General features: G+C 44.2%; 29 protein-coding genes, 1 tRNA gene and 2 riboswitches. Of the genes, 21 read left to right on the top strand and 9 right to left on the bottom strand.

Annotated elements, in window-relative coordinates; all coding sequences use genetic code 11:
* The first annotated feature begins 53 nt into the window (after positions 1 to 53).
* Together MHB63_15690 and MHB63_15695 are read left to right on the top strand one after the other, a co-directional pair.
* Entirely contained in the window at positions 54 to 1,148 is a 1,095-nt protein-coding gene (locus MHB63_15690; protein ID MEK3807964.1) for a hypothetical protein, read from the top strand.
* Positions 1,149 to 1,169: 21 nt separating this feature from the next.
* Entirely contained in the window at positions 1,170 to 1,481 is a 312-nt protein-coding gene (locus MHB63_15695; GenBank protein ID MEK3807965.1) for an MTH1187 family thiamine-binding protein, read from the top strand.
* A gap of 60 nt (positions 1,482 to 1,541) precedes the next feature.
* Here the strand turns inward: MHB63_15695 and MHB63_15700 are convergent, their stop codons facing one another.
* Positions 1,542 to 1,715 carry a DUF2759 domain-containing protein gene (locus tag MHB63_15700; protein ID MEK3807966.1) on the bottom strand — a complete coding sequence of 58 codons (174 nt, stop codon included), beginning with the start codon at positions 1,713 to 1,715 and terminating at the stop codon, positions 1,542 to 1,544.
* A gap of 83 nt (positions 1,716 to 1,798) precedes the next feature.
* The gene (locus tag MHB63_15705; GenBank protein ID MEK3807967.1) at positions 1,799 to 2,245 is read right to left on the bottom strand and encodes a hypothetical protein; all 447 of its coding nucleotides are present in this window, start codon (positions 2,243 to 2,245) and stop codon (positions 1,799 to 1,801) included.
* An 80-nt stretch (positions 2,246 to 2,325) separates the two neighbouring features.
* Here MHB63_15705 and MHB63_15710 point away from each other — a divergent pair, with 80 nt between their 5' ends.
* Together MHB63_15710 and MHB63_15715 are read left to right on the top strand one after the other, a co-directional pair.
* A complete protein-coding gene (locus tag MHB63_15710) occupies positions 2,326 to 2,958 on the top strand; it encodes an MBL fold metallo-hydrolase (protein ID MEK3807968.1) in 633 nt (210 codons plus the stop codon).
* 8 nt (positions 2,959 to 2,966) lie between these two features.
* Positions 2,967 to 4,055, top strand: coding sequence for an SAM-dependent methyltransferase (locus tag MHB63_15715; protein MEK3807969.1), 1,089 nt, complete (start codon positions 2,967 to 2,969; stop codon positions 4,053 to 4,055).
* Positions 4,056 to 4,491: 436 nt separating this feature from the next.
* Here the strand turns inward: MHB63_15715 and MHB63_15720 are convergent, their stop codons facing one another.
* Positions 4,492 to 4,737, bottom strand: coding sequence for a DUF2626 domain-containing protein (locus MHB63_15720; protein MEK3807970.1), 246 nt, complete (start codon positions 4,735 to 4,737; stop codon positions 4,492 to 4,494).
* Between the two features lie 269 nt (positions 4,738 to 5,006).
* On the opposite strand from MHB63_15720, the gene MHB63_15725 reads away from it, so the two are divergent.
* Both MHB63_15725 and MHB63_15730 read left to right on the top strand, forming a co-directional pair.
* The gene (locus MHB63_15725) at positions 5,007 to 5,387 is read left to right on the top strand and encodes a Spx/MgsR family RNA polymerase-binding regulatory protein (GenBank protein MEK3807971.1); all 381 of its coding nucleotides are present in this window, start codon (positions 5,007 to 5,009) and stop codon (positions 5,385 to 5,387) included.
* Between the two features lie 182 nt (positions 5,388 to 5,569).
* Complete coding sequence (locus MHB63_15730; GenBank protein MEK3807972.1) at positions 5,570 to 5,818, top strand: hypothetical protein; 249 nt, start codon at positions 5,570 to 5,572, stop codon at positions 5,816 to 5,818.
* 722 nt (positions 5,819 to 6,540) lie between these two features.
* Here MHB63_15730 and MHB63_15735 read toward each other — a convergent pair.
* Positions 6,541 to 6,612 (bottom strand) — tRNA-Gln (locus MHB63_15735).
* A gap of 196 nt (positions 6,613 to 6,808) precedes the next feature.
* Here MHB63_15735 and comGA point away from each other — a divergent pair.
* The 9 genes from comGA to MHB63_15780 all read left to right on the top strand — a co-directional run bounded on the left by comGA (position 6,809) and on the right by MHB63_15780 (position 11,544).
* A complete protein-coding gene (gene comGA, locus MHB63_15740; GenBank protein MEK3807973.1) occupies positions 6,809 to 7,876 on the top strand; it encodes a competence type IV pilus ATPase ComGA in 1,068 nt (355 codons plus the stop codon).
* On the top strand, positions 7,866 to 8,900 hold the full coding sequence (gene comGB / locus MHB63_15745) for a competence type IV pilus assembly protein ComGB (GenBank protein ID MEK3807974.1): 1,035 nt from the start codon (positions 7,866 to 7,868) through the stop codon (positions 8,898 to 8,900). The genes comGA and comGB overlap by 11 nt, the downstream gene beginning before the upstream one ends.
* A gap of 18 nt (positions 8,901 to 8,918) precedes the next feature.
* The gene (comGC, locus tag MHB63_15750) at positions 8,919 to 9,230 is read left to right on the top strand and encodes a competence type IV pilus major pilin ComGC (protein MEK3807975.1); all 312 of its coding nucleotides are present in this window, start codon (positions 8,919 to 8,921) and stop codon (positions 9,228 to 9,230) included.
* Positions 9,190 to 9,657: a competence type IV pilus minor pilin ComGD gene (gene comGD / locus MHB63_15755; protein MEK3807976.1), complete on the top strand. Its 468-nt coding sequence runs from the start codon at positions 9,190 to 9,192 to the stop codon at positions 9,655 to 9,657. Before comGC ends, comGD begins: the two co-directional genes overlap by 41 nt.
* A complete protein-coding gene (locus MHB63_15760; protein ID MEK3807977.1) occupies positions 9,644 to 9,952 on the top strand; it encodes a hypothetical protein in 309 nt (102 codons plus the stop codon). Before comGD ends, MHB63_15760 begins: the two co-directional genes overlap by 14 nt.
* A complete protein-coding gene (gene comGF, locus MHB63_15765) occupies positions 9,837 to 10,376 on the top strand; it encodes a competence type IV pilus minor pilin ComGF (protein MEK3807978.1) in 540 nt (179 codons plus the stop codon). Before MHB63_15760 ends, comGF begins: the two co-directional genes overlap by 116 nt.
* Positions 10,373 to 10,747, top strand: a complete 375-nt coding sequence (gene comGG / locus MHB63_15770) for a competence type IV pilus minor pilin ComGG (GenBank protein ID MEK3807979.1) — start codon at positions 10,373 to 10,375, stop codon at positions 10,745 to 10,747. Before comGF ends, comGG begins: the two co-directional genes overlap by 4 nt.
* Before the next feature lie 73 nt (positions 10,748 to 10,820).
* Positions 10,821 to 11,339, top strand: a complete 519-nt coding sequence (locus MHB63_15775) for a shikimate kinase (GenBank protein MEK3807980.1) — start codon at positions 10,821 to 10,823, stop codon at positions 11,337 to 11,339.
* Positions 11,340 to 11,364: 25 nt separating this feature from the next.
* Positions 11,365 to 11,544, top strand: a complete 180-nt coding sequence (locus MHB63_15780) for a YqzE family protein (protein MEK3807981.1) — start codon at positions 11,365 to 11,367, stop codon at positions 11,542 to 11,544.
* 49 nt (positions 11,545 to 11,593) lie between these two features.
* On the opposite strand, the gene MHB63_15785 is transcribed toward MHB63_15780, so the two are convergent.
* Positions 11,594 to 11,917 (bottom strand): DUF3889 domain-containing protein, encoded by a 324-nt coding sequence (locus MHB63_15785; GenBank protein ID MEK3807982.1) that lies wholly within the window; start codon positions 11,915 to 11,917, stop codon positions 11,594 to 11,596.
* A gap of 66 nt (positions 11,918 to 11,983) precedes the next feature.
* Between MHB63_15785 and MHB63_15790 the strand changes: the two genes are divergently transcribed.
* From MHB63_15790 to MHB63_15800, 3 genes are all read left to right on the top strand, one after another.
* Positions 11,984 to 12,196 (top strand): hypothetical protein, encoded by a 213-nt coding sequence (locus MHB63_15790; protein MEK3807983.1) that lies wholly within the window; start codon positions 11,984 to 11,986, stop codon positions 12,194 to 12,196.
* A gap of 270 nt (positions 12,197 to 12,466) precedes the next feature.
* Positions 12,467 to 12,748, top strand: a complete 282-nt coding sequence (locus MHB63_15795) for a DUF5658 family protein (GenBank protein ID MEK3807984.1) — start codon at positions 12,467 to 12,469, stop codon at positions 12,746 to 12,748.
* A 14-nt stretch (positions 12,749 to 12,762) separates the two neighbouring features.
* A complete protein-coding gene (locus MHB63_15800) occupies positions 12,763 to 12,960 on the top strand; it encodes a hypothetical protein (GenBank protein MEK3807985.1) in 198 nt (65 codons plus the stop codon).
* Positions 12,961 to 13,015: 55 nt separating this feature from the next.
* On the opposite strand, the gene MHB63_15805 is transcribed toward MHB63_15800, so the two are convergent.
* The 4 genes from MHB63_15805 to MHB63_15820 form a co-directional block, all read right to left on the bottom strand.
* The gene (locus MHB63_15805; GenBank protein ID MEK3807986.1) at positions 13,016 to 13,345 is read right to left on the bottom strand and encodes a helix-turn-helix domain-containing protein; all 330 of its coding nucleotides are present in this window, start codon (positions 13,343 to 13,345) and stop codon (positions 13,016 to 13,018) included.
* Positions 13,346 to 13,442: 97 nt separating this feature from the next.
* Positions 13,443 to 13,574 (bottom strand): anti-repressor SinI family protein, encoded by a 132-nt coding sequence (locus tag MHB63_15810; GenBank protein ID MEK3807987.1) that lies wholly within the window; start codon positions 13,572 to 13,574, stop codon positions 13,443 to 13,445.
* Between the two features lie 31 nt (positions 13,575 to 13,605).
* Positions 13,606 to 13,692: riboswitch (cyclic di-GMP riboswitch) on the bottom strand.
* 296 nt (positions 13,693 to 13,988) lie between these two features.
* Entirely contained in the window at positions 13,989 to 14,783 is a 795-nt protein-coding gene (locus MHB63_15815) for a YqhG family protein (protein MEK3807988.1), read from the bottom strand.
* A gap of 3 nt (positions 14,784 to 14,786) precedes the next feature.
* Positions 14,787 to 16,463 (bottom strand): SNF2-related protein, encoded by a 1,677-nt coding sequence (locus MHB63_15820; protein MEK3807989.1) that lies wholly within the window; start codon positions 16,461 to 16,463, stop codon positions 14,787 to 14,789.
* 304 nt (positions 16,464 to 16,767) lie between these two features.
* Positions 16,768 to 16,860: riboswitch (glycine riboswitch) on the top strand.
* Positions 16,861 to 17,025: 165 nt separating this feature from the next.
* Between MHB63_15820 and gcvT the strand changes: the two genes are divergently transcribed.
* From gcvT to gcvPB, 3 genes are read left to right on the top strand one after another with little or no spacing between them, the layout of a single operon-like run.
* On the top strand, positions 17,026 to 18,129 hold the full coding sequence (gene gcvT, locus MHB63_15825) for a glycine cleavage system aminomethyltransferase GcvT (GenBank protein MEK3807990.1): 1,104 nt from the start codon (positions 17,026 to 17,028) through the stop codon (positions 18,127 to 18,129).
* Between the two features lie 25 nt (positions 18,130 to 18,154).
* Positions 18,155 to 19,501, top strand: coding sequence for an aminomethyl-transferring glycine dehydrogenase subunit GcvPA (gene gcvPA, locus MHB63_15830; GenBank protein MEK3807991.1), 1,347 nt, complete (start codon positions 18,155 to 18,157; stop codon positions 19,499 to 19,501).
* Entirely contained in the window at positions 19,494 to 20,954 is a 1,461-nt protein-coding gene (gene gcvPB, locus MHB63_15835; protein MEK3807992.1) for an aminomethyl-transferring glycine dehydrogenase subunit GcvPB, read from the top strand. The genes gcvPA and gcvPB overlap by 8 nt, the downstream gene beginning before the upstream one ends.
* Positions 20,955 to 20,988: the final 34 nt, after the last annotated feature.

The raw sequence follows: 20,988 nt of genomic DNA on the forward strand, positions 1-20,988 counted from the left end.
ACTTTTCAGCAAGTCTGAACGTAATACAAGATAAGAAGAGGGGAGACGGGATGATGAGAGCCAGACTATTTACCGCTGTACTATTTATTGTCATGCTTGCTGCCGGCTGCTCGCAGCAGCCTCATCAATCTCGGGATGTTCCGGACGAAAAGGAAGTAAAATCAGAGCAATTGAATGAGAAAGATAAGTCTGCAGACAAGGCACCAGAAAAAGATGTCGTCCCGCTTTCGGATGCAGAATTCTTTTCTGCTGAAGACTGGGCAAATGAGAGCAGTATTTATTATTTAAGCGAAAATGCCGGCGGATCAGTCGTCTACCAATATCATTTGTTCACAGGAGAAAGAAAACCGTTTTTTGAAACAAAGGCATCCATCGTTCAATTGTCAATCAACCGGGAGACGGGCTTGCTCGCCGTTCACTCCAGCCCTTCAAGCTATGAGGCAAACATCACGATCCTTGATCAATCAGGAAATATCAGAACAGAGCGGTCATTCCCGTCAACTGAACTGAATCTGTCATGGAGTCCATCAGGAGAAAAACTTTTCATCACAGCTTTTGATGAAAACTGGTCTTTTGAAACATTTCTCCTTTCAATGAGTGATTATTCGCTTGAAAAAAACCCGGTCGAGCTTCCCTTTATTCAGTGGCTCACTGATGATGAAGTCACTTATCTGAAATGGAATGAAGCAGAACCGCAGCTCACAGCTCCTCTTGCAGCCTATTCTCTGCAGACAAAGGAAGAGCGGATTCTTGATGAACACATTATTTCACATGCGCATTTTGGGGAATACACATTTTCAATAAAAGTAGAGAACGAAGAGGAATCAACCGGCACGTATTTATTTTTCAAAAACGGAGAACTTCTCTATTCATTTGACGTTCCATTAACTCCTTTATACTCCGAGTGGCTTATTCCTGAATATGACACTGCGGAAGGTGTATTCTATACTTTTATTCCGGGAGATATGGAAGGGAAGTTCGATTTGACTGCTGTTGACCCGGAAAAAGCATCAATGGAGGTCATCACCCGGAATGTCGATAACAGTCCGATCAGCCTTTCACCTGACGGGAAATATGCCTTGTACGGATCGTACCGGGAAAAGCTTATTCACTTGAAAGATGGTGAAATTAAGAGTATCGTTAAATGAAAAAAGAAGGCAGGAACGAACATGGCTATAGCAGATGTAACCGTCATACCAATAGGCACCGAAACGGCAAGTGTAAGCCAATATGTAGCAGCGGTTCAAAAAATCCTCAGAGGATATGAAGCGGAAGGCAAGATTAAATTTCAGCTTACCCCGATGAATACGCTTATCGAAGGGGAGCTGCCGGATTTATTTGAAGTCATTCAGGCGATTCACGAGTCTCCTTTTGAGAAAGGGATTCAACGAGTAGCCACCAATATCCGCATTGATGACCGGAGAGACAAAACGTCTACAATGGAAAGCAAGCTTAAAAGTGTAAACGCCCATCAGGAGTAAAAAACAAAAACGGCCATACAGAGTGCATGTGCACCCGGTATGGCCGTTTTTTGCTGCCTATTAGTGAGCAGTTGGAAATCCATGGTGAAGAATGGTCATAACAGTAAACCATCCGAAAACAGCAAGTGTTCCGCCGGCGAAAACAATGCCCATTACATTTTTGTCTTTAAACGAGCGCAGCAATCCGAGCACAGACAGCAATGTAACAAGAGCAAAAATAATAACTAACCCCATATTTGTAGCCCCCTGACGTATGTAAGTCGTTTCATAAAATCATGAAGAAAAGCAAAATATTCCTTTTAATAGTTTAAACGTTTTCATTCTGTTTGTCGAGGCCCGAATTCTATGCAGACGCCATATGATTCAGCCATTTTTTTCATGAGCTCCAAATTGTCTGCGTCTGTGAATAAAACGCTGCCATTCTCTGCAATCAGGTGCTCTTCTGTCTGAAGTCTGCACATGTGTTTCTGGAGAGGATCGCCGCTTGTGAGTCTGAACGAAAGGATCATCTCTGAAAGGAAATAATGGCGGCCCGCTTCACTTGTAAAACCATAGTCAGTAAATGTATCGTACAGCACACTCAGGTCTGTCTGCAGCAGCTCGTGCACATCTTCTATCAGAGTATGTTTTTCTTCTTTCAGCTGTGTGACAAGACGGCTGCAGTCTGTTACCGTGATCATATCCGCTCTGTCTATCCAGTCATATTCCTGAATAGCTTGAGCACAGGCATCACTGGTCCATTCAATTCCCCATAATCTTTTCACCCTTTTCAGCCTCTCCTTCTTTTAGTTGTTTCCCTTTTTAGTGTAGAATAGAAAGAAAATGCATGCAACGGGGTGTTTATATGAATTGGGAGCAGCTGCCTTTAGGTCCTCTCCAAACAAATTGCTACATAATCTCTAACCGCGAAAAGGAATGCCTGGTCATTGATCCGGGGAGCGAAGGAAATAAATTGATTCAGCACCTGCAAAAACGCGGCCTGAAGCCAGTAGCTGTGCTTCTGACACACGGCCATTTCGATCATATCGGCGCAGTTGACGACGTGCGCAATGAATACAAAGTTCCGGTCTACATACACAGACTTGAAAAAAAGTGGCTTGGTAATCCAGCTAAGAACGGGTCAAATGCTTTTCTTGGACAATCTATTGCAGCTGAAGACGCCGACTATCTGATTGATGAGGAAACCATTCTGAATGCGGGGTCTTTCTCCTGCAAAGTGCTGGAAACGCCGGGCCACTCACCGGGAAGCATTTCCTTTTACTTTGAGGAAAGCGGATTTGTCGTATCGGGAGATGCTCTTTTTGCGGGCAGCATTGGCCGGACGGATCTTCCTGAAGGCAATCATCGCCAGCTGATTAAAAGCATTCATGACAAACTGCTGAACCTTCCTGAAGACACGGTCGTGCTGCCTGGACACGGACAGGATACAACGATAGGAGCCGAAATGGACAGCAATCCATTTTTAAACGGTTTTTAGGAAGTGCCATGAAACAGCTTGTCTTCGATTTGATTGACCGGCAGGGAGGCTCTATTTCCTATGCGGAGTATATGAACCTTGTCCTCTATCATTCAGAGCACGGCTACTATTCAAGACCTGGGCAAAAGATAGGAAAAGGCGGGGACTTTTACACATCCAGTAATGTCTCGGATGTTTATGCGAAAGTATTTGCAGCCTTTTTTTCCAGGATTGTTGAAAAAGGGCTTGCTGAACCGGCGTTTTGTGAAATCGGCGGGGGCACAGGGAGATTTCTGGAAGCACTCCTTTTGGAATGGAAAAAGTGTTCACCTCATACTTATGAGGCATTAACGGTTATTTCTGTTGAAGGAAGCGGGTTTCACAGAAACCTTCAAATGCAAAGGTGTGCACACCTTGCCGTTTCTTTTCAGGAGCAGCTTCCGGATAATTTCAGAGGGATCATCTTCTCAAACGAACTGTTTGATGCCTTTCCTGTACATGTAGTTGCCAAAATAGATTCACAGCTTGCTGAAGTGAAAGTGGCTTATAAAAAAGGCTTGCTCGTTGAAGAATTCGAGCCTCTCAAAAATGAAGAGATTGTTTCTTTCCTGCTGTGGCAGAATATTCAGCTCTCAGAAGGCCAGCGTTTTGAAGTGCCGCTGTCTATGCTCAGCTATATGCGGATGCTGGATCATGCTTGTGAGGCTGCTGTCATCGCAATGGCGGACTATGGCTACACAAACGCAGAGTGGCACACTCCTGCAAGAAAGCAGGGGAGCATGAGGGGATATTTCAAACATCAAATGATGCCGCCGCTTCTGCACCCGTTTGAAATGGATATCACAACCCATATCCATTTTGATGCTTATGAGAAAAAAGCGGAAGAGCTTGGGTGGAACCTGCTCGTGAAAGAAAGGCAGGATCAGTTTCTGATGAATGCGGGAATCCTTTCATTTCTTCATGAGCATTCCCACAGAGATCCTTTCAGCCCGTCTGCCAAACAGAACAGAGCTGTAAGAGACCTGATCATGCCGGGCGGTATCAGTTCTGCGTTTCATGTGTATCTGCATGGCAAAGGAATTGAACGCCTGACTGAAGACATTTATAAAAAATGGTGACCTGCATTTTGCAGATCACCATTTTTTTGTCTGATAAGTCCGATAGAGGGGGCGCGCGAATTGGCTTTTCCTAGTGTCCAGTTCCATCGCTCAACTCCTCTGCCAGAACAAATCCGTCAAAAAAGTCAAACCCGGACTTTTCAGCCGGATTCTTATCTGGCTCCCGGAGCTAAACGAGCGATTCCACTTTTCGTGGTGTCTAGCTCCATCGCTCAACTCCTCTGCCAGAACAGAAACGGCGGTATAGGCAAAAAGCGCCTATACCGCCGTTTCTTTATCTGACTCCCAGAGCTAACCGGGCGATTCCACTTTTCTTGGTGTCCAGCTCCGCCTCCTAGCCCTTCCGTCAGAACAAAATCCCCGAAAAAGTCAAAAGCGGACTTTTCCGGGGATTTCTTTTCTGCTTGTCAGGGCTGAACAGTCGGCTCCGCTTTTCTTAGTGACCGCCTTGCCCAGGTACCATCATAAATGTAGTCCAATATGTAAAGCCCACGAAGAAAATCGTTAAATATGCGCCGAACACGTAAATGTACATGCGCTCAGAAAGTTTAAGATAAGATAAAAACACGAAAAATCCCGTCTGACCGAAGAATAATAATGAAGTCGTTTTCATATCTCCCAGGTAAAACATGACAGCGAAGATGCCAGTCCAGAAGCCTAATACTCGGAACATGCGATCCATATGTCAATCCCTCCTTTGTTAAGTCCCTAAGTCCATCACTTTTTTTATTATAATGTACGTCCAACACCCTTGTAAATAGCGTTTACATTCTAGAAGTACCAATTATGTCACAAAGTGTAAACAAACCTAAAAAAAAGTTTGTTGAAATCAAGGCTTATTGCTGTACAAAAGTTAAACAATTGCTGTACAATCGGTTTATACAAGTTGAACAGTTGTCGTCTAAGCAAAATTGATCATAAAAAAACAATATGAAATGGGAGATGAAGACAATGAACGAATTGGTTTTTTATAGTTATCCGAGCTGTACATCATGCAGAAAGACAAAGCATTGGCTTAAGGCACATAACGTTGATTTCAATGAAAAACATTTGTTTCGCGAAACTCCTACTTATTCAGAACTTCAAAAAATCCTTCAGCTTACAACAGACGGCATGGATGAGATTCTAGCGACCCGCAGCCAGACATACAAGGAACTGAACCTGGATATAGATGAACTGCCGCTTTCAGATGTGATAAAACTGATCATCGACGAGCCCAAACTTCTTAGAAGGCCTATTATCACAGACGGAAAAAAACTGGTCGTCGGCTATAATCCTCAAGCCCTTACAAAGCTTTCTAAAAAGAAAGAAGTACAAAAATCCGTTTCATAAAAAGCCCACATGTTCTTTATAGGGAACGAAATAATAAGAATTCATTAGAATTATGCAGAAATACCTAGTAATGATGTGATAACTTAAAAATATGCCCGAATTTGAAGATTTTCATTTCAGCCTTTTCTTTGTATAGTGAATATAGATAGTTCATTATAAAGAACGAAAAGGGTGGAATGATGATGACAGAAATTCAATTTTTCCTAGAAGGCATTGGCAACCGGAACGTAGCAACAGACTACTCCAGCCCGAATTTTATTACAGATGAGGCAAGCATCGAAAAAGCTTCCAAAGAGTTTGCTAAAAAGAACAAGCTGAAATATATTGAATATGAAATCCTGAACAGCGGGTACAGGGTTTACTATCTGAAACCGTCCTTGCTCAAATCAAAGAGGAAGCCATATATTTATTATGCGAAAAGAAACGCTTAAAAAACCTGCGGATACAATATCCGCAGGTTTTTTGGTGTTTGGTGATTGTGCAAAGGTTGAACATCCCGATCCTTCTTTTTTCAGGGGTGAACAGTCGGCTCCGCATTTCGCGGTGTCCAGCTCCATCGCTCAACTCCTCGGCCAGAACAAATCCGTCAAAAAAGTCAAACCCGGACTTTTCCGTCGGATCCTTTTCTGTCATTCGGAGCTAACCGGGCGATTCCGCTTTTCGTGGTGTCCAGCTGCGCCTTCCAACTCCTCTGCCAGAACAAAATCACCCAAAAAGGCAAAACCGGCCTTTTTGGGTGATTTCTTATCTGACTCCCGGAGCTAAACGTAAGGCTCCGCTTTTCGTGGTGTCTAGCTCCGCCTCCTAGCCCTTCCGTCAGAACAAAATCCCCGAAAAAGTCAAACCCGGACTTTTCCGGTGATTTCTTTTCTGCCTGTCAGGTCTAAACAGTCGGCTCCGCTTTTCGTAGTGTCCAGCTCCATCGCCCAACTCCTCGGCCAGAACGGATCCGCCGCAAAAAGCAAACCCGGCTTTTTCCGTCGGATCCTTTTCTGTCCTTCGGAGCTAACCGGGCGATTCCGCTTTTCGTGGTGTCTAGCTCCGCCTCCTAGCCCTTCCGTCAGAACAAAATCCCCGAAAAAGTCAAACCCGGACTTTTCCGGTGATTTCTTTTCTGCCTGTCAGGGCTGAACAGTCGGCTCCGCATTTCTGACTGGGCTAGCTGGATTCGAACCAGCGCATGACGGAGTCAAAGTCCGTTGCCTTACCGCTTGGCTATAGCCCATTAAAGACTTTATTAAGTATGGGCAGAACTTGTAAAATTATTCATTGCCGCTCTATTTTTTGTTTTTCATCCAGGAGAAAATGAGTTTTTCACCCTTATAGAACTCATGAATCGTCCCGAAAATTCACTTTTCGCCATGTGCGTTATCTCCTTAAATGAGGTAGGCTTTCAGTAGCCGCACAGAAAGGAGGAAATCATGAATTCCATCGAATTGCTCAGTGAAAGAATTGTAGAAGAAGCCTGTGAGCTTAACGCTTCTGATATTCATTTTGTTCCCAGGGAAACAGACGCGGTCATTCAATACAGAATCGATGATGATCTCATTGAAAAGAGGATTATCCGCAAAGAAGTCTGCGGCAGGATCATTGCCCATTTTAAATTTCTTGCCTCCATGGATATTGGCGAGAGGAGGAGACCCCAGAACGGTTCACTTGCTCTGTCAAATCAGGCAATCAATGTTCAGCTTCGCATGTCCACTCTTCCTACCGTTTTTGAAGAAAGTCTAGTGATCAGAATCCTCCCGAATGATTGTATCCCTTCCGTCGCCAAGCTGTCGCTTTTTCCGCAGTCCGCACAAAAACTTCTCTCTTTTCTAAATCATTCCCACGGTTTAATGGTTTTCACCGGTCCAACCGGTTCCGGAAAAACAACGACTCTATATTCTCTCATTCATTATGCAAAAAAACATTTTAACCGCAGCATCATAACGCTTGAGGATCCGGTTGAAACGAAAAGCTCCGAGGTTCTGCAGGTACAGGTTAATGAAAAAGCGGGGATCACGTATGCGGTCGGGCTGAAGGCCATACTGAGGCACGATCCGGATATTATTATGGTCGGTGAAATAAGAGACAGGGAAACCGCACAAATTGCAATCAGGGCAGCGCTAACCGGGCACTTGGTGCTCTCGACGATGCATACAAGAGATGCCAAAGGCGCCATATACAGAATGCTTGAATTTGATGTAAGCCTGTCTGAAATTGAGCAGACGTTTCTCGCGGTCGTTGCTCAGAGGCTTGTCGGGGTTAAATGTCCATTTTGCGAGGGCGAATGCTCACCGCAGTGTAAAAAAATGAGGAACGTCAGGAGACTTGGAATCTTTGAAATGCTGTACGGTAAAAATCTTACTCTTGCCATAAAAGAAGCCCGAGGAGAAAAGGTCGAATGTGATTATGCCACCTTAAGGGATGCGATAAAAAAGGGAATTGCCCTTGGGTACTTGCCCTCATATGCTCTTCATAAATGGATGTATGCCTATGAAGACTAAAAAAAGATGGAGCCTTAAGGAGCAATCTCAATTTCTGAAGAGGATGAGCAGTCTTTTAGAAAAGGGCTACACATTAAATGAAGCACTAACATTTACTTCAATTGATCTTCGGGCAGACAAAAGCGGGGATGTGGCTCATTGTCTGCGGAGGCTCTCTGCAGGCCAGTCCATCCGGTCGGCTTTTGAAGAATTATCCTTTCACCGTGAAGTCCTGAGCTATTTGTATTTTGCTGAAAAGCACGGGGATTTGGATGCCGCCTTTAAAGAGGCGGGAGATATGCTCAGCAGAAAAGTCGTACAGCACGAAAAATGGAAGAAGGTCATGCAATATCCTCTTTTTCTCTTCTTTACAATTGGAATTCTCTTTTACCTCTCACAATCTGTTATTGCCCCTCAGTTTCAGCAGATCTACCATTCCATGAACCTTGAGCCCAGTTTTTTGACACATTTTCTATTTTTCCTGTTTGAAGCAGTAAAATTAGCGATGATAGGAAGCCTCGTCTTCCTGATGCTTTTCGGTGTTTATTATATGGTCCGGCTGAGAGCCTTTAAACCTCAGAGGAAAATGAGGGTTATGCTGAAAATTCCAATCTGGAAAAAAATCATTGTCCTTATTAACAGCTACTATTTTTCCCTGCAGCTGAGCAATCTTCTGAAAAGCGGTTTATCGATTTATGAATCACTCAAGGTTTTTGAACATCAGAATTTTCTTCCGTTTTACAGAGATGAAGCGAAATGGTTTATTGAACATTTAAAAAAAGGGGAGAGATTTGAAACCCTCATAAGCCTTAACTGTTTTTACGAAAAGGAAATGAGTCAGGTCGTCGGCCATGGACAAGCAAACGGAAGGCTTGCAAGAGAGCTGTATACATACAGCCAGTTTGTCCTTGAAAGACTTGAAGACAAAACAATGAAATGGCTGCTGATGATTCAGCCTGCAGCCTATATCACAGTGGGAATTACAGTGCTGATCATGTACCTGTCAATGATCATGCCCATGTATCACATGATGGAAGCTTTATAAAGGGAAAGGAGTCTGATTATGGTTAAAAATGAAAAGGGGTTTACACTGATTGAAATGCTTATTGTCCTTCTTGTCATATCCGTATTGCTTTTGATCACCATTCCCAATATTACAAAACATCATGCAAACATCCAGAGCAAAGGGTGTGAAGGACTGAAAAACACGGTTCAGGCCCAAGCCTCCGCCTATCAGATTGAAACGAAAAAGACTGCGACGATCGAAGCACTTGTGACGGCAGGGTACCTTGAAGAAGCACCTGCATGTCCTAATGGCACGGCGCTTACCATTGATGCTGAGGGCAAAGTCGGTGAGGCGCCTGCAGTCGAATAAAGGGTTTACGCTTATGGAAACAGTCATCGTAATCAGCATCGTTACTGTGATGACAGGGACCGCTGTTTTCATCCTTCAGCCATTTCAAAGTCAAAAGCCTGCTCAGCTTTTCTTCAAGGCGCTTGAACAGGATCTTTTATATGCCCAGCAGTATGCCATTTCAAATAAAAAAACGATTGTCCTGTTATTTGACCCTGCTAACCACAGGTATATAGGTACAGAAGGCGGAATTTCCAAGGATAGGCTCTATACCGTTTCTTATGATTCGGCTATTCTTCTAACACCTTCCACTATGGAAGCGAGGGTTCAGTTTACTCCTGACGGGAGGCTCTCTGAAAGCGGCACGATTGTCGTGCAGTACCGTAAAAAAAGATACAATATGATTTTTTACATGGGGATGGGGAGGATGGGTGTTGAGGAACAATAGAGGCACTACATTGGCTGAGACGGTTATGGCTTTTAGCATCTGGTCTATGATTTCGCTGATTTTGCTCCCTGCCTCTATGTATATCAGTCAGGAACGGGAAAAAACGCGGCTTAAACATGAAGCTGTCACTGAATTGCAGACAATCATTGAAAAGCGCGCGTATAAGGAAGGAGAACAAAATGAAGAAGGAAAGGATATCAGCTGGAGTGTTTCCGGAGAGCTTGAAAAAGCATGCATTGAGTGGAGCTTCAAAGGCACGCTCGAAGTGGAATGCCTCTATTCTTTCAGCCCATAGCGGTTTCACATTCTTGAATATGCTGTTTTCTTTCAGTATATTCGCTGTGATTACAGCATCGTCAGCTCTGCTCATTCCCCATCTTTACAGAGTGTCGGAAGATAAACGGGACATAAATCCGCTGGAATGGGAGATCTTTCAGCAGCAGGCTGCCATTGAGTTCAGAGAAGGCACCGGCTTCAAAGTCCAGGACCAAAAGCTTTCATTTACCTCAAAAACGGGAAGAAGCATTGAATTTGAAAAGTACGGAACGATGATTCGGAGACAGGTGAATAACACCGGCCACATTATTTGCTTGAGACATGTGAAGGATATGCATTTTACCCAAATTGAAGGCGGAGCGCTGCTCACAGTTGTCAGTACTTCAGGCAAAACCTACAGGTGCACATTCAGAAGCTTTTTAGGATTGAAGCGATCAGGATGAGAAATGAAAAAGGATTTATCCTGCCGTCTGTTTCAATGATCGCGTTCTTTATCTTACTGATTCTTCTTCACCAGACAGCCGTGTTCACAGCTGAAAAAAAGTTTTACAGCGAGAGAGAGCGTTCAATGATTCTTGAGAATCTGCTCCTTTGCGGTGTTCAGCATTCCATGCAGTCCATTGCGGATCAAGAAGGGATAAACCACTATGAAATAAAGACGGACGATGGTTCCATCACTTATACGGCTGCTGAAAAAGGTGAAGGCGAATTGCTGGTATCACTTGCTGCAAAACTGAATACGGGCCATTTTTCATCAGCAAAATATACGTACAATCTGAATTCAGGAGTAATGACTGATTGGACGGTCTACTGATATAAGTGAAGAGCAGTTCCCTGCATACTGATTCTGTGGTAAGGTAATGGAAAAACAAGCGGAGTGAACAGCAGTGAAGCCAATTTTTATCACGGGATTTATGGGGACCGGTAAAACGACTGTAGGCAAGGTGCTTGCCGAAAAACTCGGATACCCTGTATTAGATACTGATCAAATGATTGAACGTGCAGCAGGGAAGCAGATCAAAGACATCTTTAAAGAAGACGGGGAAGAGGTGTTCCGTTCACTTGAAACGCAGATGATTGAGCGTGCGCCTACAGAAAATGCTGTAATCACGACAGGCGGCGGGCTGCCTGTGCGAAAAGTGAACAGGGACAATATGAAAGAGAACGGCATTGTGATTTTCCTTCAAACCGATCTTGATGTCATTTTTGAACGGGTGCAGCAGGATGAAAACCGCCCGCTTGCCTCAAAGGCTTCAAAAGAAGAGCTTTCATCCCTGTATGAGTCGCGCATAAATGCTTATGAGGACTGTACAATAAAAATCAAAACAGAGGGAAAAACCATAGAACAGCTGGCAGATGAATTGATTGAACGTATAAAAGAGCTGGAAACGCGGCATACTAGCTAAAAAGTGCGTATGAGGTGTGTTTGCAGTGTCTACGAATGATTATGTGAAATATATGACTCAGCAGCTGGTCAGATATATGGATACTCCAAAAGAAGAGCGGAAGGCACTAAAAACAATGCGGAAAACGGAGAAGTCGCCGTTTGCAAGCAGGTGGTTCGGCATCCTTCCCTTTGCTTTTATGTTTTTCTTAAAAAAGAGAAAATAGAAAGAAGGTACCTCATAGAGAGGTACCTTCTTTCATGTTCTTCATCTGCTTAATCCGCTTCTTCCAGAACCTGTATCTTTTTGATTTTTTCTGTTTTTGCATCGTAAGAGATGGTGACAAACACCCCGATGTCTTTCATTCCCTCGCGCAATGTCACCTTGTATTGTTTGACCGTCTGATTCTTCTTGGTGTTGTCCCAGATCTTCTGGGCAAACAGTACTTGTGAGAGCGGATAACGTTTTTTCGTTTCTTTAACCGCTACGTTTTTCCAGTCTGTATGCTTTTCCGCATAAACATTTGCTGATTGTGAAACCAAAGCCGGCTGCAAACCGTATATAAGGAGAAGCAGCAAAAGCAATATGGTTTTCCTCATGATATTCACCGTCCTTGTTAGTTATTTTTTCCAAAAATCATGCTGCTATTCAAAGGGGGATTCGAAATGGAATTTATTATGGTTATTGTATTTGTCGGAATTTTGGCAGTGATGGGGATTGCTGGTGACAGCAGAAAAAGAAGCAGACGCAGGGACTCCTCTGGTTTTACGTATACGGGTTCAGACAACGGCAGAGACTGTCATTCTGATTCAGGATTCTTCGGCGGAGGGGATTCAGGCGGGGGAGACTGCGGCGGCGGTGGCGGCGGAGGAGATTGAGAAAGAGGGAGCCTGCAGACACAGGCTTTTTTGTTTTCTATAAAGAATATAGCGTTGTATTGGACGTTCTTTATAATGTTACAATATAGTAAGATTGTTGAAGATATTTGGAGGGAACCGGCGGTAAACGTTCTTTAAAAAGAAATATAGCGGAATTTGACCCTGTTTTTATTCGCTGAAGAGGTATATACTTTTAGTAGACGAATTAAGTTTGCTTTTTTGTTCTTTATTAAGAATAAAGGCGGAAATGTGTTGAAGGCCCTCTTTTTGATGTTAGCAGCTTTAAACAGTATGGACGCAGCATTGACCCTTGCCGGTCTGCACTTTGAGCTGATTACAGAAGCCAATCCTGTTATGAGGATTCTGTATGAGATGCATCCTGCGGTATTTACATGTACTAAGCTGTCATTCTCATTATTTCTGCTTTTGTTTGTATTCACGGGGCGTGTACCGTCATCACCGACAATTAAAGTCCTTTCAATTGCCGCTGCATTTCTGTATTCGGCTGTTCTTTTGGCTCATTTGCACTGGATTCGGCTGCTGATTGGATGAAAAGGGGAAAAGCGATGTATAAAAAACTTTGCAGTCAGTGCTATCAGCCATCTTTCAGCAGCAGCAAAACAAACCAGTGGATTTGTCCTGTCTGCTCGAATGATATTACCTCCCATAAAGCGATACAGGCTGTTCACGCTGTAAAGAAAATACCGCTGTCAGCCTATCAGCCAATAAGGGCCGCAACTTACGGATTTGACAGAAAAGGATAGCTGCATGAAAACAGCACCATACAAAAGGGACCAAAAGACCTTTTGTATGGTGCTGTTATTTTTCCTGATTCATTTTCCAGCGGTTGAATTCCAGAAACTCTCTGAACTGATCCTTGGTAACACCTGAATCCATTGCCTCTTTGACCAGGTTTGCCCAATCATGATCAAGGTTAGCCTGTTTCGTGTTCTGCTCCTCAAGAATAAGTGTATTCATCGAGACCCCGAGAACAGTAGAGACCTTTTCAAGAAATTGAACAGAAGGATTTGACTGCAGGTTCCGTTCGATTGAGCTTAAATATGATTTGGCAACTCCGGCCCGATCGGCAAGCTCTGATAGTGACAGTCCCCGCTCTTTGCGGTATTTTCGTATGCGTTCACCAATCATATAATCACCTTCCCAGAGGTATTATAGCATATAGCGAAGGGGTTGTTATATATATAGAACGAATTTACGAAAAAAAATTACGTCATGCAGGAGATTGTCAACTTTTAACTGTTTGCGTTTTCAAAAACTCTCTGATTTCTTCTTTGCTGATTCCCATTTCCAAGGCTGACAGAATTAACTCTTTCCATTCCTGATCCAGCATTTGAACATCCTGCATTAACACTTCCATTGTAACTCCTCCTAAAATACGCGATAGTATTTCAGGCAGTCCAGCCATCATAGCTCCGGAGAACCGTAGACCTGTGACTTTGCGTCCCGGCTTTTCAGCAGGTTTGCCTTTGTCTGATTATGTGCAATTCTGACACTGCATCAATAACAAAGTATTTCTTTTGTCACTTCTTGCTGTCTATCTAATTTACTACTATTATAAAATTACATTTTCACTGATTGTGCTGAAATATGTCGATAGAAAAAAATATTTTCATTTTTTTCAAAAAAATACTAATAATTAGAAGTATATTCCTTTTGTGTAGGTATTTTGGCTTGATTCACCTGTTTTCTTCGACAGCCATTCTTCGGCAAAAATAAAAAGGCAAAAAATGATTTTCTGACACTAAAATCATTTTTTGCGTAAATTTTGACATTAAGCGAGGGCAGTCCGGGATAAGTAGAATAAACCGCCGTTTGTAATCGAGACATGAATGTGAGGATCATACAGCTCTTTCAAGGCTTCTTTTTCAAGATGGTAAGATTCCGGCTTTACTTCAATATCTTCGTAAAAGTGGCTTAACAGCATCATGTCCGAATTCCAGCGCTGTCTTGCATCATCTGCCCAGGAGTGGTCGTCCTGTTCAAATTTAGCTTGTATATAATTCTGAATCCGAACAAGGCCGCTTTGTACTTTGATCATTGGCGATGTTGTAAAACACAAATCAGGAATTCTCGGAGTAAGGGCCATGTTTTCCAGATGATCTTGAAAATCTTCTATGATTGCTCCGCTGATCAGGTGAAGTCCGATTGAATAGAGATGATCTTTTTTCTTGTCGCTCTGATAGGATACCATGACATTCACACCGAGCCATGGATGCAGGGACTGGGAGCTTCCTGTGTTTGGCGGGTTTTCATATAGGCGGATATGGCCTCCGAATTTTTGGGCAGTCCGGAAAATCTGGTGCAGTCTTGGTGCTCCGAAGTGCATGATTTCCCCTTTCAAATCAGCTGGGGCCCGTTTGGCATCTGTTATTAAAGTCAGCTGCATCGGATTTGGCACGCCGCCTGTTTTCTCAAGATATGTCCAGTAAAACGGCCTGTTCATCAATTCTTTATCCATGTCCACCGTCAGCTGGATCGTCATATAGCCAGGCTGTTTTTCTGTAATGTCGCATGAATTGGCCGTGAAAAAGGTTTCAAGGAACTCGCTGATCTGCTGCTGCTGCATCGTTTATCCCTCCATTCTCTGTTTTGTGTGTTCCTGTTCTGCAGAATGCAGGATGGATGTCAGGTTTTCCATCTTAATTTTCATTTCTCCATCGCTTTTTGATTTGAACAGGATGTCCTGCAGGTGATCTTCGAAATTGGATATCTCCAGTTTTGTCAGAATTTCATCAAGCTCGCCGATGACCTTTTCAAACAGGTTGATTTTTTCATAGAGAAGTTTCAGAATGTGCTCTTCAACGGTGTTTTTTGTAGCCATATTATAAATGTGGACATCTTTTTCCTGCCCGAGACGGTGAATCCGTCCAATCCGCTGTTCAAGCCGCATTGGATTCCAGGGAAGATCATAGTTGATGATGTGATTGCAGAACTGCAGGTTGATTCCTTCCCCGCCAGCCTCTGTCGCAATCAAGACTTGAACACGGTTTTTGAAAAGGTCTTTCATCCAGTCTTTTTTGCCTCTCTTGAATCCTCCCCTGAATGGAACAGATGAAATGCCGTGCTGCTGAAGGAACCATTGAAGATAAAACTGGGTGGCCCTGTATTCTGTGAAAATGATGACTTTGTCGTTGATTTGCTGAATCAGTTCAACGGTCCGCTGTGCTTTGGAATTTCCGTCAACTTCATTAATGCAGTTCATCAGTTCTTCAATGGCAGAGTCTGGAAGAGGGGATGCTTCACCTTCAGGACGCTCCGCCATTTTTTTCAGCGTCATGTAGACTGCTTCCCTGCTTGAGCATGCCTCTCTTTGCAGCGTCATGATTGAAAACGTGCTGGCTGAAGAGGCGCCGAATGTTTTGAGACGTGAGATAGCCGTATACAGCTGGCGCTCACTTTCAGACAGTTCAATCGGAACGGTTTCAACATGCCGTTTAGGCCATTCAATGCCCGTATCTCCCCTGCGGTTTCGGATCATGACTTTGTTCACGAGTTCCTGAAGATGCTCATGGTGTTCCAAAGAGCGGTTCTTGGCAGAAAATACTTCTGAAAAGTAAGCTTCGTTGCCTAAATGACCGGGCTTCAGCAGAGAGACAAGATTAAAGATCTCTTCTACGCGGTTTTGAATGGGCGTTGCAGTAAGAAGCAGGCAGTATTTCTTTTTCAGGCTCTGAACAAATTCATAGTTTTTTGTTTTGCTGTTTTTCAGTTTATGAGCTTCATCGATGATGACCAGGTCGTACTGCTGGTTTAGAACAATTTCCCGGTGAGGGCTTCTTTTAGCCGTATCAATAGAAGAAACGACGACATCGCAGGCTTCCCATACGTAGCTTTTCTTTTGCTCAACGGCTGGAATATAGAACTTTTCATGAAGCTCTTTTGCCCACTGGGAGACAAGAGAGGCCGGAACAAGAATGAGAATTTTCTTAGCCAGTCCCCGAATCATATATTCCTTGACGATAAGTCCTGCTTCAATCGTTTTTCCAAGGCCCACTTCATCTGCAAGAATAGCCTTTCCGTTCATGTTTTCCACCACTTGCCTCGCGACCTCCAATTGATGGGGAAGAGGAGTGAAGTCTGTCAGGTGATTTGGAGCCTGAAGCCCTTCAAAGGATGGAACAATCAGGTGCTTTTGCACGGCGCATGCCAATTTGTAATTCTCCCAGCTGGCCCATGGGCCGTCATCATCAAGTTTTTTAAGAAAAGCATCTTGCCACGCGGAGTCAAATTTCAGTTTTACGTTCATGATTGACAGCCCTTTCAAAAAAGAATAGATCTATCTCTATTGTTCACGTTAAGTGGTAAAATAGCAGGTTATCACGATGGATTAGATGAAATGACAGTAAAACACGAACATTCCAATGTGTTTTAAACGAAACATTTGTGAAAAAAGTGATTGATGAATAAAGACCTTAATGGTAGGATGTTAATAAGTAAGAAAGTTGCTAACTTACTCAGTTTTCAGTCAGCGGGCTTCTTATGTCAAAAATGTCATAATGTCTAAAATGTCTACTTATCAGTATCACCAATTAATGAAAAAATATGAGCGGATGAGAGCAAGGGGAGAGACTGCAGCATACGCATGCAGCGCCGAAGGAGCAAACTGATGTGAATCTCTCAGGCAAAAGAACTCTTGCTTGACGCAACTCTGGAGAGAGTTTGTGAAAGCGGCAGACCACCAAAGGGGAAAGCTCGGCCATTTTATTGGCCGGGTAAACTTTCAGGTGCAGGGACAGAGACTTCCATTAAAGGGAGTTCTCTGTCCTTTTTTTGATGAAAAAAAGAGGATCATACCGGGAGGCGATGAGATGGCGGATTTAAAGCGGACACCGCTTTTTGACTTATACAAAGAGCAGGGTGCAAAAACGATTGATTTCGGCGGCTGGGACTTGCCAGTGCAGTTTTCTTCTATTAAAGAAGAACATGAAGCTGTTCGCGAAAGAGCAGGCTTGTTCGATGTATCCCACATGGGGGAAATTGAAGTAACAGGCACAGGCAGCCTTGCGTTTCTTCAAAAAACAATGACAAACGATGTTGCTCTTTTGAAAGACGGAGGAGCACAGTATACCGCTATGTGCTATGAAGACGGCGGAACGGTGGATGACTTATTAATCTATAAAAAATCAGATGCGCATTATCTACTTGTAGTGAATGCATCCAACATTGAAAAGGATTTTGAGTGGCTGAATTCCCAGCTGTTCGGGGACACGGAACTGCAGAATGTATCGTCAGATGTTGCCCAGCTCGCTATCCAGGGACCGCTTGCTGAGTCAATCCTTCAAAAACTCACGGATACAAATTTAAGTGAAATCAGGTTTTTTAAATTCAAAGATAACGTAAAAATTGCAGGAGCTGATGCTCTTGTGTCAAGAACAGGCTATACAGGTGAAGATGGTTTTGAGATTTACTGCGCCGCGTCTGAAGCACCTAAGCTTTGGAAGGCGATTTTGGAAGCCGGAAAAGAAGATGGTCTTCTGCCATGCGGACTCGGCGCCCGTGACACGCTTCGCTTTGAAGCGAACCTGCCGCTTTACGGCCAGGAACTTTCCAAAGACATTACACCGATAGAAGCAGGCATCGGGTTTGCGGTGAAACCGAACAAGGAAAGTGATTTCAACGGCAAAGCAGTATTAAAGGAACAAAAGGAAAACGGACCGGACCGAAAGCTTGCCGGAATTGAAATGATCGATAAAGGCATACCGCGATACGGCTATGAGGTGTTCGCAGGAGAAGAACAGATCGGGGAAATTACAACCGGCACACAGTCTCCTACACTTAAAAAGAATATCGGGTGGGCACTGCTTAAGAAAGAATTTGCTGAGCCCGGCACTGAAGTGTTTGTTCAAGTACGAAAGAAACGCTTAAAAGCAGTTGTCGTGCAGACGCCTTTTTATAAACGACCAAAAAAATAAACCGGGTTGAAAGGGGAATACATCCATGAAACATCGTTACTTGCCGATGACAGAGCAAGATCAGCAGGAGATGCTTCAAGCTGTCGGAGTAGCATCGATTGATGAGCTTTTTCAAGACATTCCTGAAAGCGTGCGATTTAAGGGCGAATACAGCATCAAGAAAGCGAAATCCGAAACAGAGCTAATGAAAGAGATGAGCGCGCTTGCTGCTAAAAATAAAGATTTAAGAAGCAACGCATCTTTCCTTGGAGCTGGTGTTTATGACCACTACATGCCGATCATTGTGGATCATGTGATTTCAAGATCAGAATTTTATACGGCCTACACGCCATATCAGCCTGAGATCTCACAGGGCGAGCTGCAGGCTATCTTCGAATTTCAGACGATGATCGCAGAGCTTACCGGCATGGATGCAGCCAACTCTTCTATGTACGATGGCGGAACGTCACTTGCTGAAGCGGCTATGCTTGCCTGCGGACAGACGAAAAAGAAGAAGGTCATTGTGTCAGGAGCCGTTCATCCTGAAAGCAGAGATGTGCTGAAAACGTATGCTAAAGGACAGTACATTGAGGTTGTAGAAGTGCCTGTCAAAAACGGCGTGACGGACCTTGATGCTTTGAAAGCAGAAATGTCTGATGATGTGGCGGCAGTTGTTGTTCAGTATCCTAACTTTTTCGGCCAGATTGAACCTCTTAAGGACATTGAGCCGATTGCCCATACAGGCAAAAGCATGTTTATCGTCTCTTCCAACCCGCTTGCACTTGGAGCATTGACACCACCGGGTGCATTCGGTGCCGACATTGTTGCTGGAGACGCCCAGCCGTTCGGGATTCCAACGGCATTTGGAGGCCCGCACTGCGGCTATTTTGCTGTCACGCAGAAACTGATCCGCAAAGTGCCCGGCCGTCTTGTCGGACAGACAAAGGACGACCAGGGACGCAGAGGCTTTGTTCTGACGCTTCAGGCGCGCGAGCAGCATATCAGACGTGATAAAGCGACATCAAACATTTGCTCAAATCAGGCTTTGAATGCACTTGCAGCATCTGTTGCCATGACAGCGCTCGGAAGAAAAGGAGTCAAAGAAATGGCTCTTCAGAATATCCAAAAAGCAAACTATGCCAAAAAAGCATTAAAGGAAAAAGGATTCGACGTGCCGTTTGACGGACCGATCTTTAATGAGTTTGCCGTTAAATTAACTAAGCCCGTGAAAGAAGTGAATGCCCGCCTGATTGAAAAGGGCATCATCGGAGGCTTCGATCTTGGACGCGTGTATCCGGAACTTGAAAATCACATGCTTATTGCTGTAACTGAACTTCGCACCAAAGAAGAAATTGATCAACTTGTTTTGGAATTGGGGGATGGACATGAATAACGAGAATCAGCCATTGATTTTTGAACTGACTAAGCCTGGCAGAACAGGCTACAGCCTGCCTGAAATGGATATTCCAGAACGATCAGCAGATGAACTCATTCCCGCTGACTATCTCCGCACAGAGGAAGCTGAACTGCCGGAGGTATCAGAGCTTGATATCATGAGGCACTATACAGCTCTTTCAAAGCGCAATCATGGAGTGGACTCAGGCTTTTATCCGCTTGGTTCATGCACGATGAAGTATAACCCGAAGATAAATGAAAATGTTGCCCGCATGGCAGGGCTTGCCCATATTCATCCGCTTCAGGATGAAAGCACCGTACAGGGAGCCCTTGAGCTGATGTATGACCTGCAGGAGCATCTTGTAGAAATTACAGGAATGGATGAAGTCACGCTTCAGCCGGCAGCAGGTGCTCACGGAGAGTGGACCGGACTTATGATGATCCGTGCCTATCACGAAGCAAACGGCGACACCGGACGCACAAAGGTCATCGTACCTGATTCTGCCCACGGAACCAATCCTGCATCTGCCACAGTGGCGGGTTTTGAAACGATTACTGTAAAATCAAACGAACACGGACTCGTCGATCTTGAAGATCTGAAGCGTGTGGTAGGAGATGATACCGCTGCGCTGATGCTGACAAATCCGAATACGCTGGGTCTTTTCGAGGAAAATATTCTGGACATGGCAAAGATCGTGCATGATGCAGGCGGCAAGCTGTACTATGACGGAGCCAACCTGAACGCCGTACTAAGCAAGGCCCGTCCCGGAGATATGGGATTTGACGTCGTTCACTTAAATCTCCATAAAACCTTCACCGGGCCGCATGGCGGGGGAGGACCGGGTTCAGGTCCTGTCGGTGTAAAAGCAGATCTTATTCCGTACCTTCCGAAGCCTGTTTTAGTGAAACGTGATGACAAATATGCATTTGACTATGACAGACCGCAGTCCATCGGAAGAGTCAAGCCGTTTTACGGCAACTTCGGAATCAATGTGCGTGCATATACGTATATCCGCACAATGGGTCCGGACGGATTAAAAGCTGTGACAGAGTATGCTGTTTTAAACGCAAACTACATGATGAGAAGACTTTCAGAAGCATATGATCTGCCGTTTGACAGACACTGCAAGCATGAATTTGTTTTATCAGGAAAACGTCAGAAAAAACTTGGCGTGCGCACGCTTGATATCGCGAAGCGCCTTCTGGATTTCGGCTACCACCCGCCGACGATCTACTTCCCGCTCAATGTTGAGGAGTGCATCATGATTGAACCGACGGAAACCGAGTCAAAAGAAACACTTGATTCATTTATTGATGCCATGCTTCAAATTGCGAAGGAAGCAGAGGAAAACCCTGAAATGGTTCAGGAAGCTCCTCATACAACCGTTGTTGGACGTCTTGATGAGACAACGGCAGCACGCAAGCCGATTCTCCGTTATCAGAAGCAATAAGAAAAAGGATTCGCCAAGTGGCGAATCCTTTTTG

Origin of the sequence: Bacillus sp. FSL H8-0547 (assembly GCA_038002745.1) — a bacterium.
Taxonomy (GTDB): domain Bacteria; phylum Bacillota; class Bacilli; order Bacillales; family Bacillaceae; genus Bacillus_P.

Excerpts from the sequence above, each read along its gene's own strand:
- comGF (MEK3807978.1), top strand. The coding sequence starts at position 9,837 with ATGAAGAAGGAAAGGATATCAGCTGGAGTGTTTCCGGAGAGCTTGAAA.
- MHB63_15800 (MEK3807985.1), top strand. The coding sequence starts at position 12,763 with ATGTATAAAAAACTTTGCAGTCAGTGCTATCAGCCATCTTTCAGCAGC.
- MHB63_15730 (MEK3807972.1), top strand. The coding sequence starts at position 5,570 with ATGACAGAAATTCAATTTTTCCTAGAAGGCATTGGCAACCGGAACGTA.
- MHB63_15795 (MEK3807984.1), top strand. The coding sequence starts at position 12,467 with ATGTTAGCAGCTTTAAACAGTATGGACGCAGCATTGACCCTTGCCGGT.
- gcvPB (MEK3807992.1), top strand. The coding sequence starts at position 19,494 with ATGAATAACGAGAATCAGCCATTGATTTTTGAACTGACTAAGCCTGGC.
- MHB63_15785 (MEK3807982.1), bottom strand. The coding sequence starts at position 11,917 with ATGAGGAAAACCATATTGCTTTTGCTGCTTCTCCTTATATACGGTTTG.
- comGA (MEK3807973.1), top strand. The coding sequence starts at position 6,809 with ATGAATTCCATCGAATTGCTCAGTGAAAGAATTGTAGAAGAAGCCTGT.
- MHB63_15715 (MEK3807969.1), top strand. The coding sequence starts at position 2,967 with ATGAAACAGCTTGTCTTCGATTTGATTGACCGGCAGGGAGGCTCTATT.
- MHB63_15690 (MEK3807964.1), top strand. The coding sequence starts at position 54 with ATGAGAGCCAGACTATTTACCGCTGTACTATTTATTGTCATGCTTGCT.
- gcvPA (MEK3807991.1), top strand. The coding sequence starts at position 18,155 with ATGAAACATCGTTACTTGCCGATGACAGAGCAAGATCAGCAGGAGATG.
- MHB63_15725 (MEK3807971.1), top strand. The coding sequence starts at position 5,007 with ATGAACGAATTGGTTTTTTATAGTTATCCGAGCTGTACATCATGCAGA.
- MHB63_15700 (MEK3807966.1), bottom strand. The coding sequence starts at position 1,715 with ATGGGGTTAGTTATTATTTTTGCTCTTGTTACATTGCTGTCTGTGCTC.
- MHB63_15720 (MEK3807970.1), bottom strand. The coding sequence starts at position 4,737 with ATGGATCGCATGTTCCGAGTATTAGGCTTCTGGACTGGCATCTTCGCT.
- MHB63_15805 (MEK3807986.1), bottom strand. The coding sequence starts at position 13,345 with ATGATTGGTGAACGCATACGAAAATACCGCAAAGAGCGGGGACTGTCA.
- gcvT (MEK3807990.1), top strand. The coding sequence starts at position 17,026 with ATGGCGGATTTAAAGCGGACACCGCTTTTTGACTTATACAAAGAGCAG.
- MHB63_15815 (MEK3807988.1), bottom strand. The coding sequence starts at position 14,783 with ATGCAGCAGCAGCAGATCAGCGAGTTCCTTGAAACCTTTTTCACGGCC.
- comGC (MEK3807975.1), top strand. The coding sequence starts at position 8,919 with ATGGTTAAAAATGAAAAGGGGTTTACACTGATTGAAATGCTTATTGTC.
- comGD (MEK3807976.1), top strand. The coding sequence starts at position 9,190 with ATGCTGAGGGCAAAGTCGGTGAGGCGCCTGCAGTCGAATAAAGGGTTT.
- MHB63_15820 (MEK3807989.1), bottom strand. The coding sequence starts at position 16,463 with ATGAACGTAAAACTGAAATTTGACTCCGCGTGGCAAGATGCTTTTCTT.
- MHB63_15710 (MEK3807968.1), top strand. The coding sequence starts at position 2,326 with ATGAATTGGGAGCAGCTGCCTTTAGGTCCTCTCCAAACAAATTGCTAC.
- MHB63_15790 (MEK3807983.1), top strand. The coding sequence starts at position 11,984 with ATGGAATTTATTATGGTTATTGTATTTGTCGGAATTTTGGCAGTGATG.
- comGG (MEK3807979.1), top strand. The coding sequence starts at position 10,373 with ATGAGAAATGAAAAAGGATTTATCCTGCCGTCTGTTTCAATGATCGCG.
- MHB63_15695 (MEK3807965.1), top strand. The coding sequence starts at position 1,170 with ATGGCTATAGCAGATGTAACCGTCATACCAATAGGCACCGAAACGGCA.
- comGB (MEK3807974.1), top strand. The coding sequence starts at position 7,866 with ATGAAGACTAAAAAAAGATGGAGCCTTAAGGAGCAATCTCAATTTCTG.
- MHB63_15810 (MEK3807987.1), bottom strand. The coding sequence starts at position 13,574 with ATGGAAGTGTTAATGCAGGATGTTCAAATGCTGGATCAGGAATGGAAA.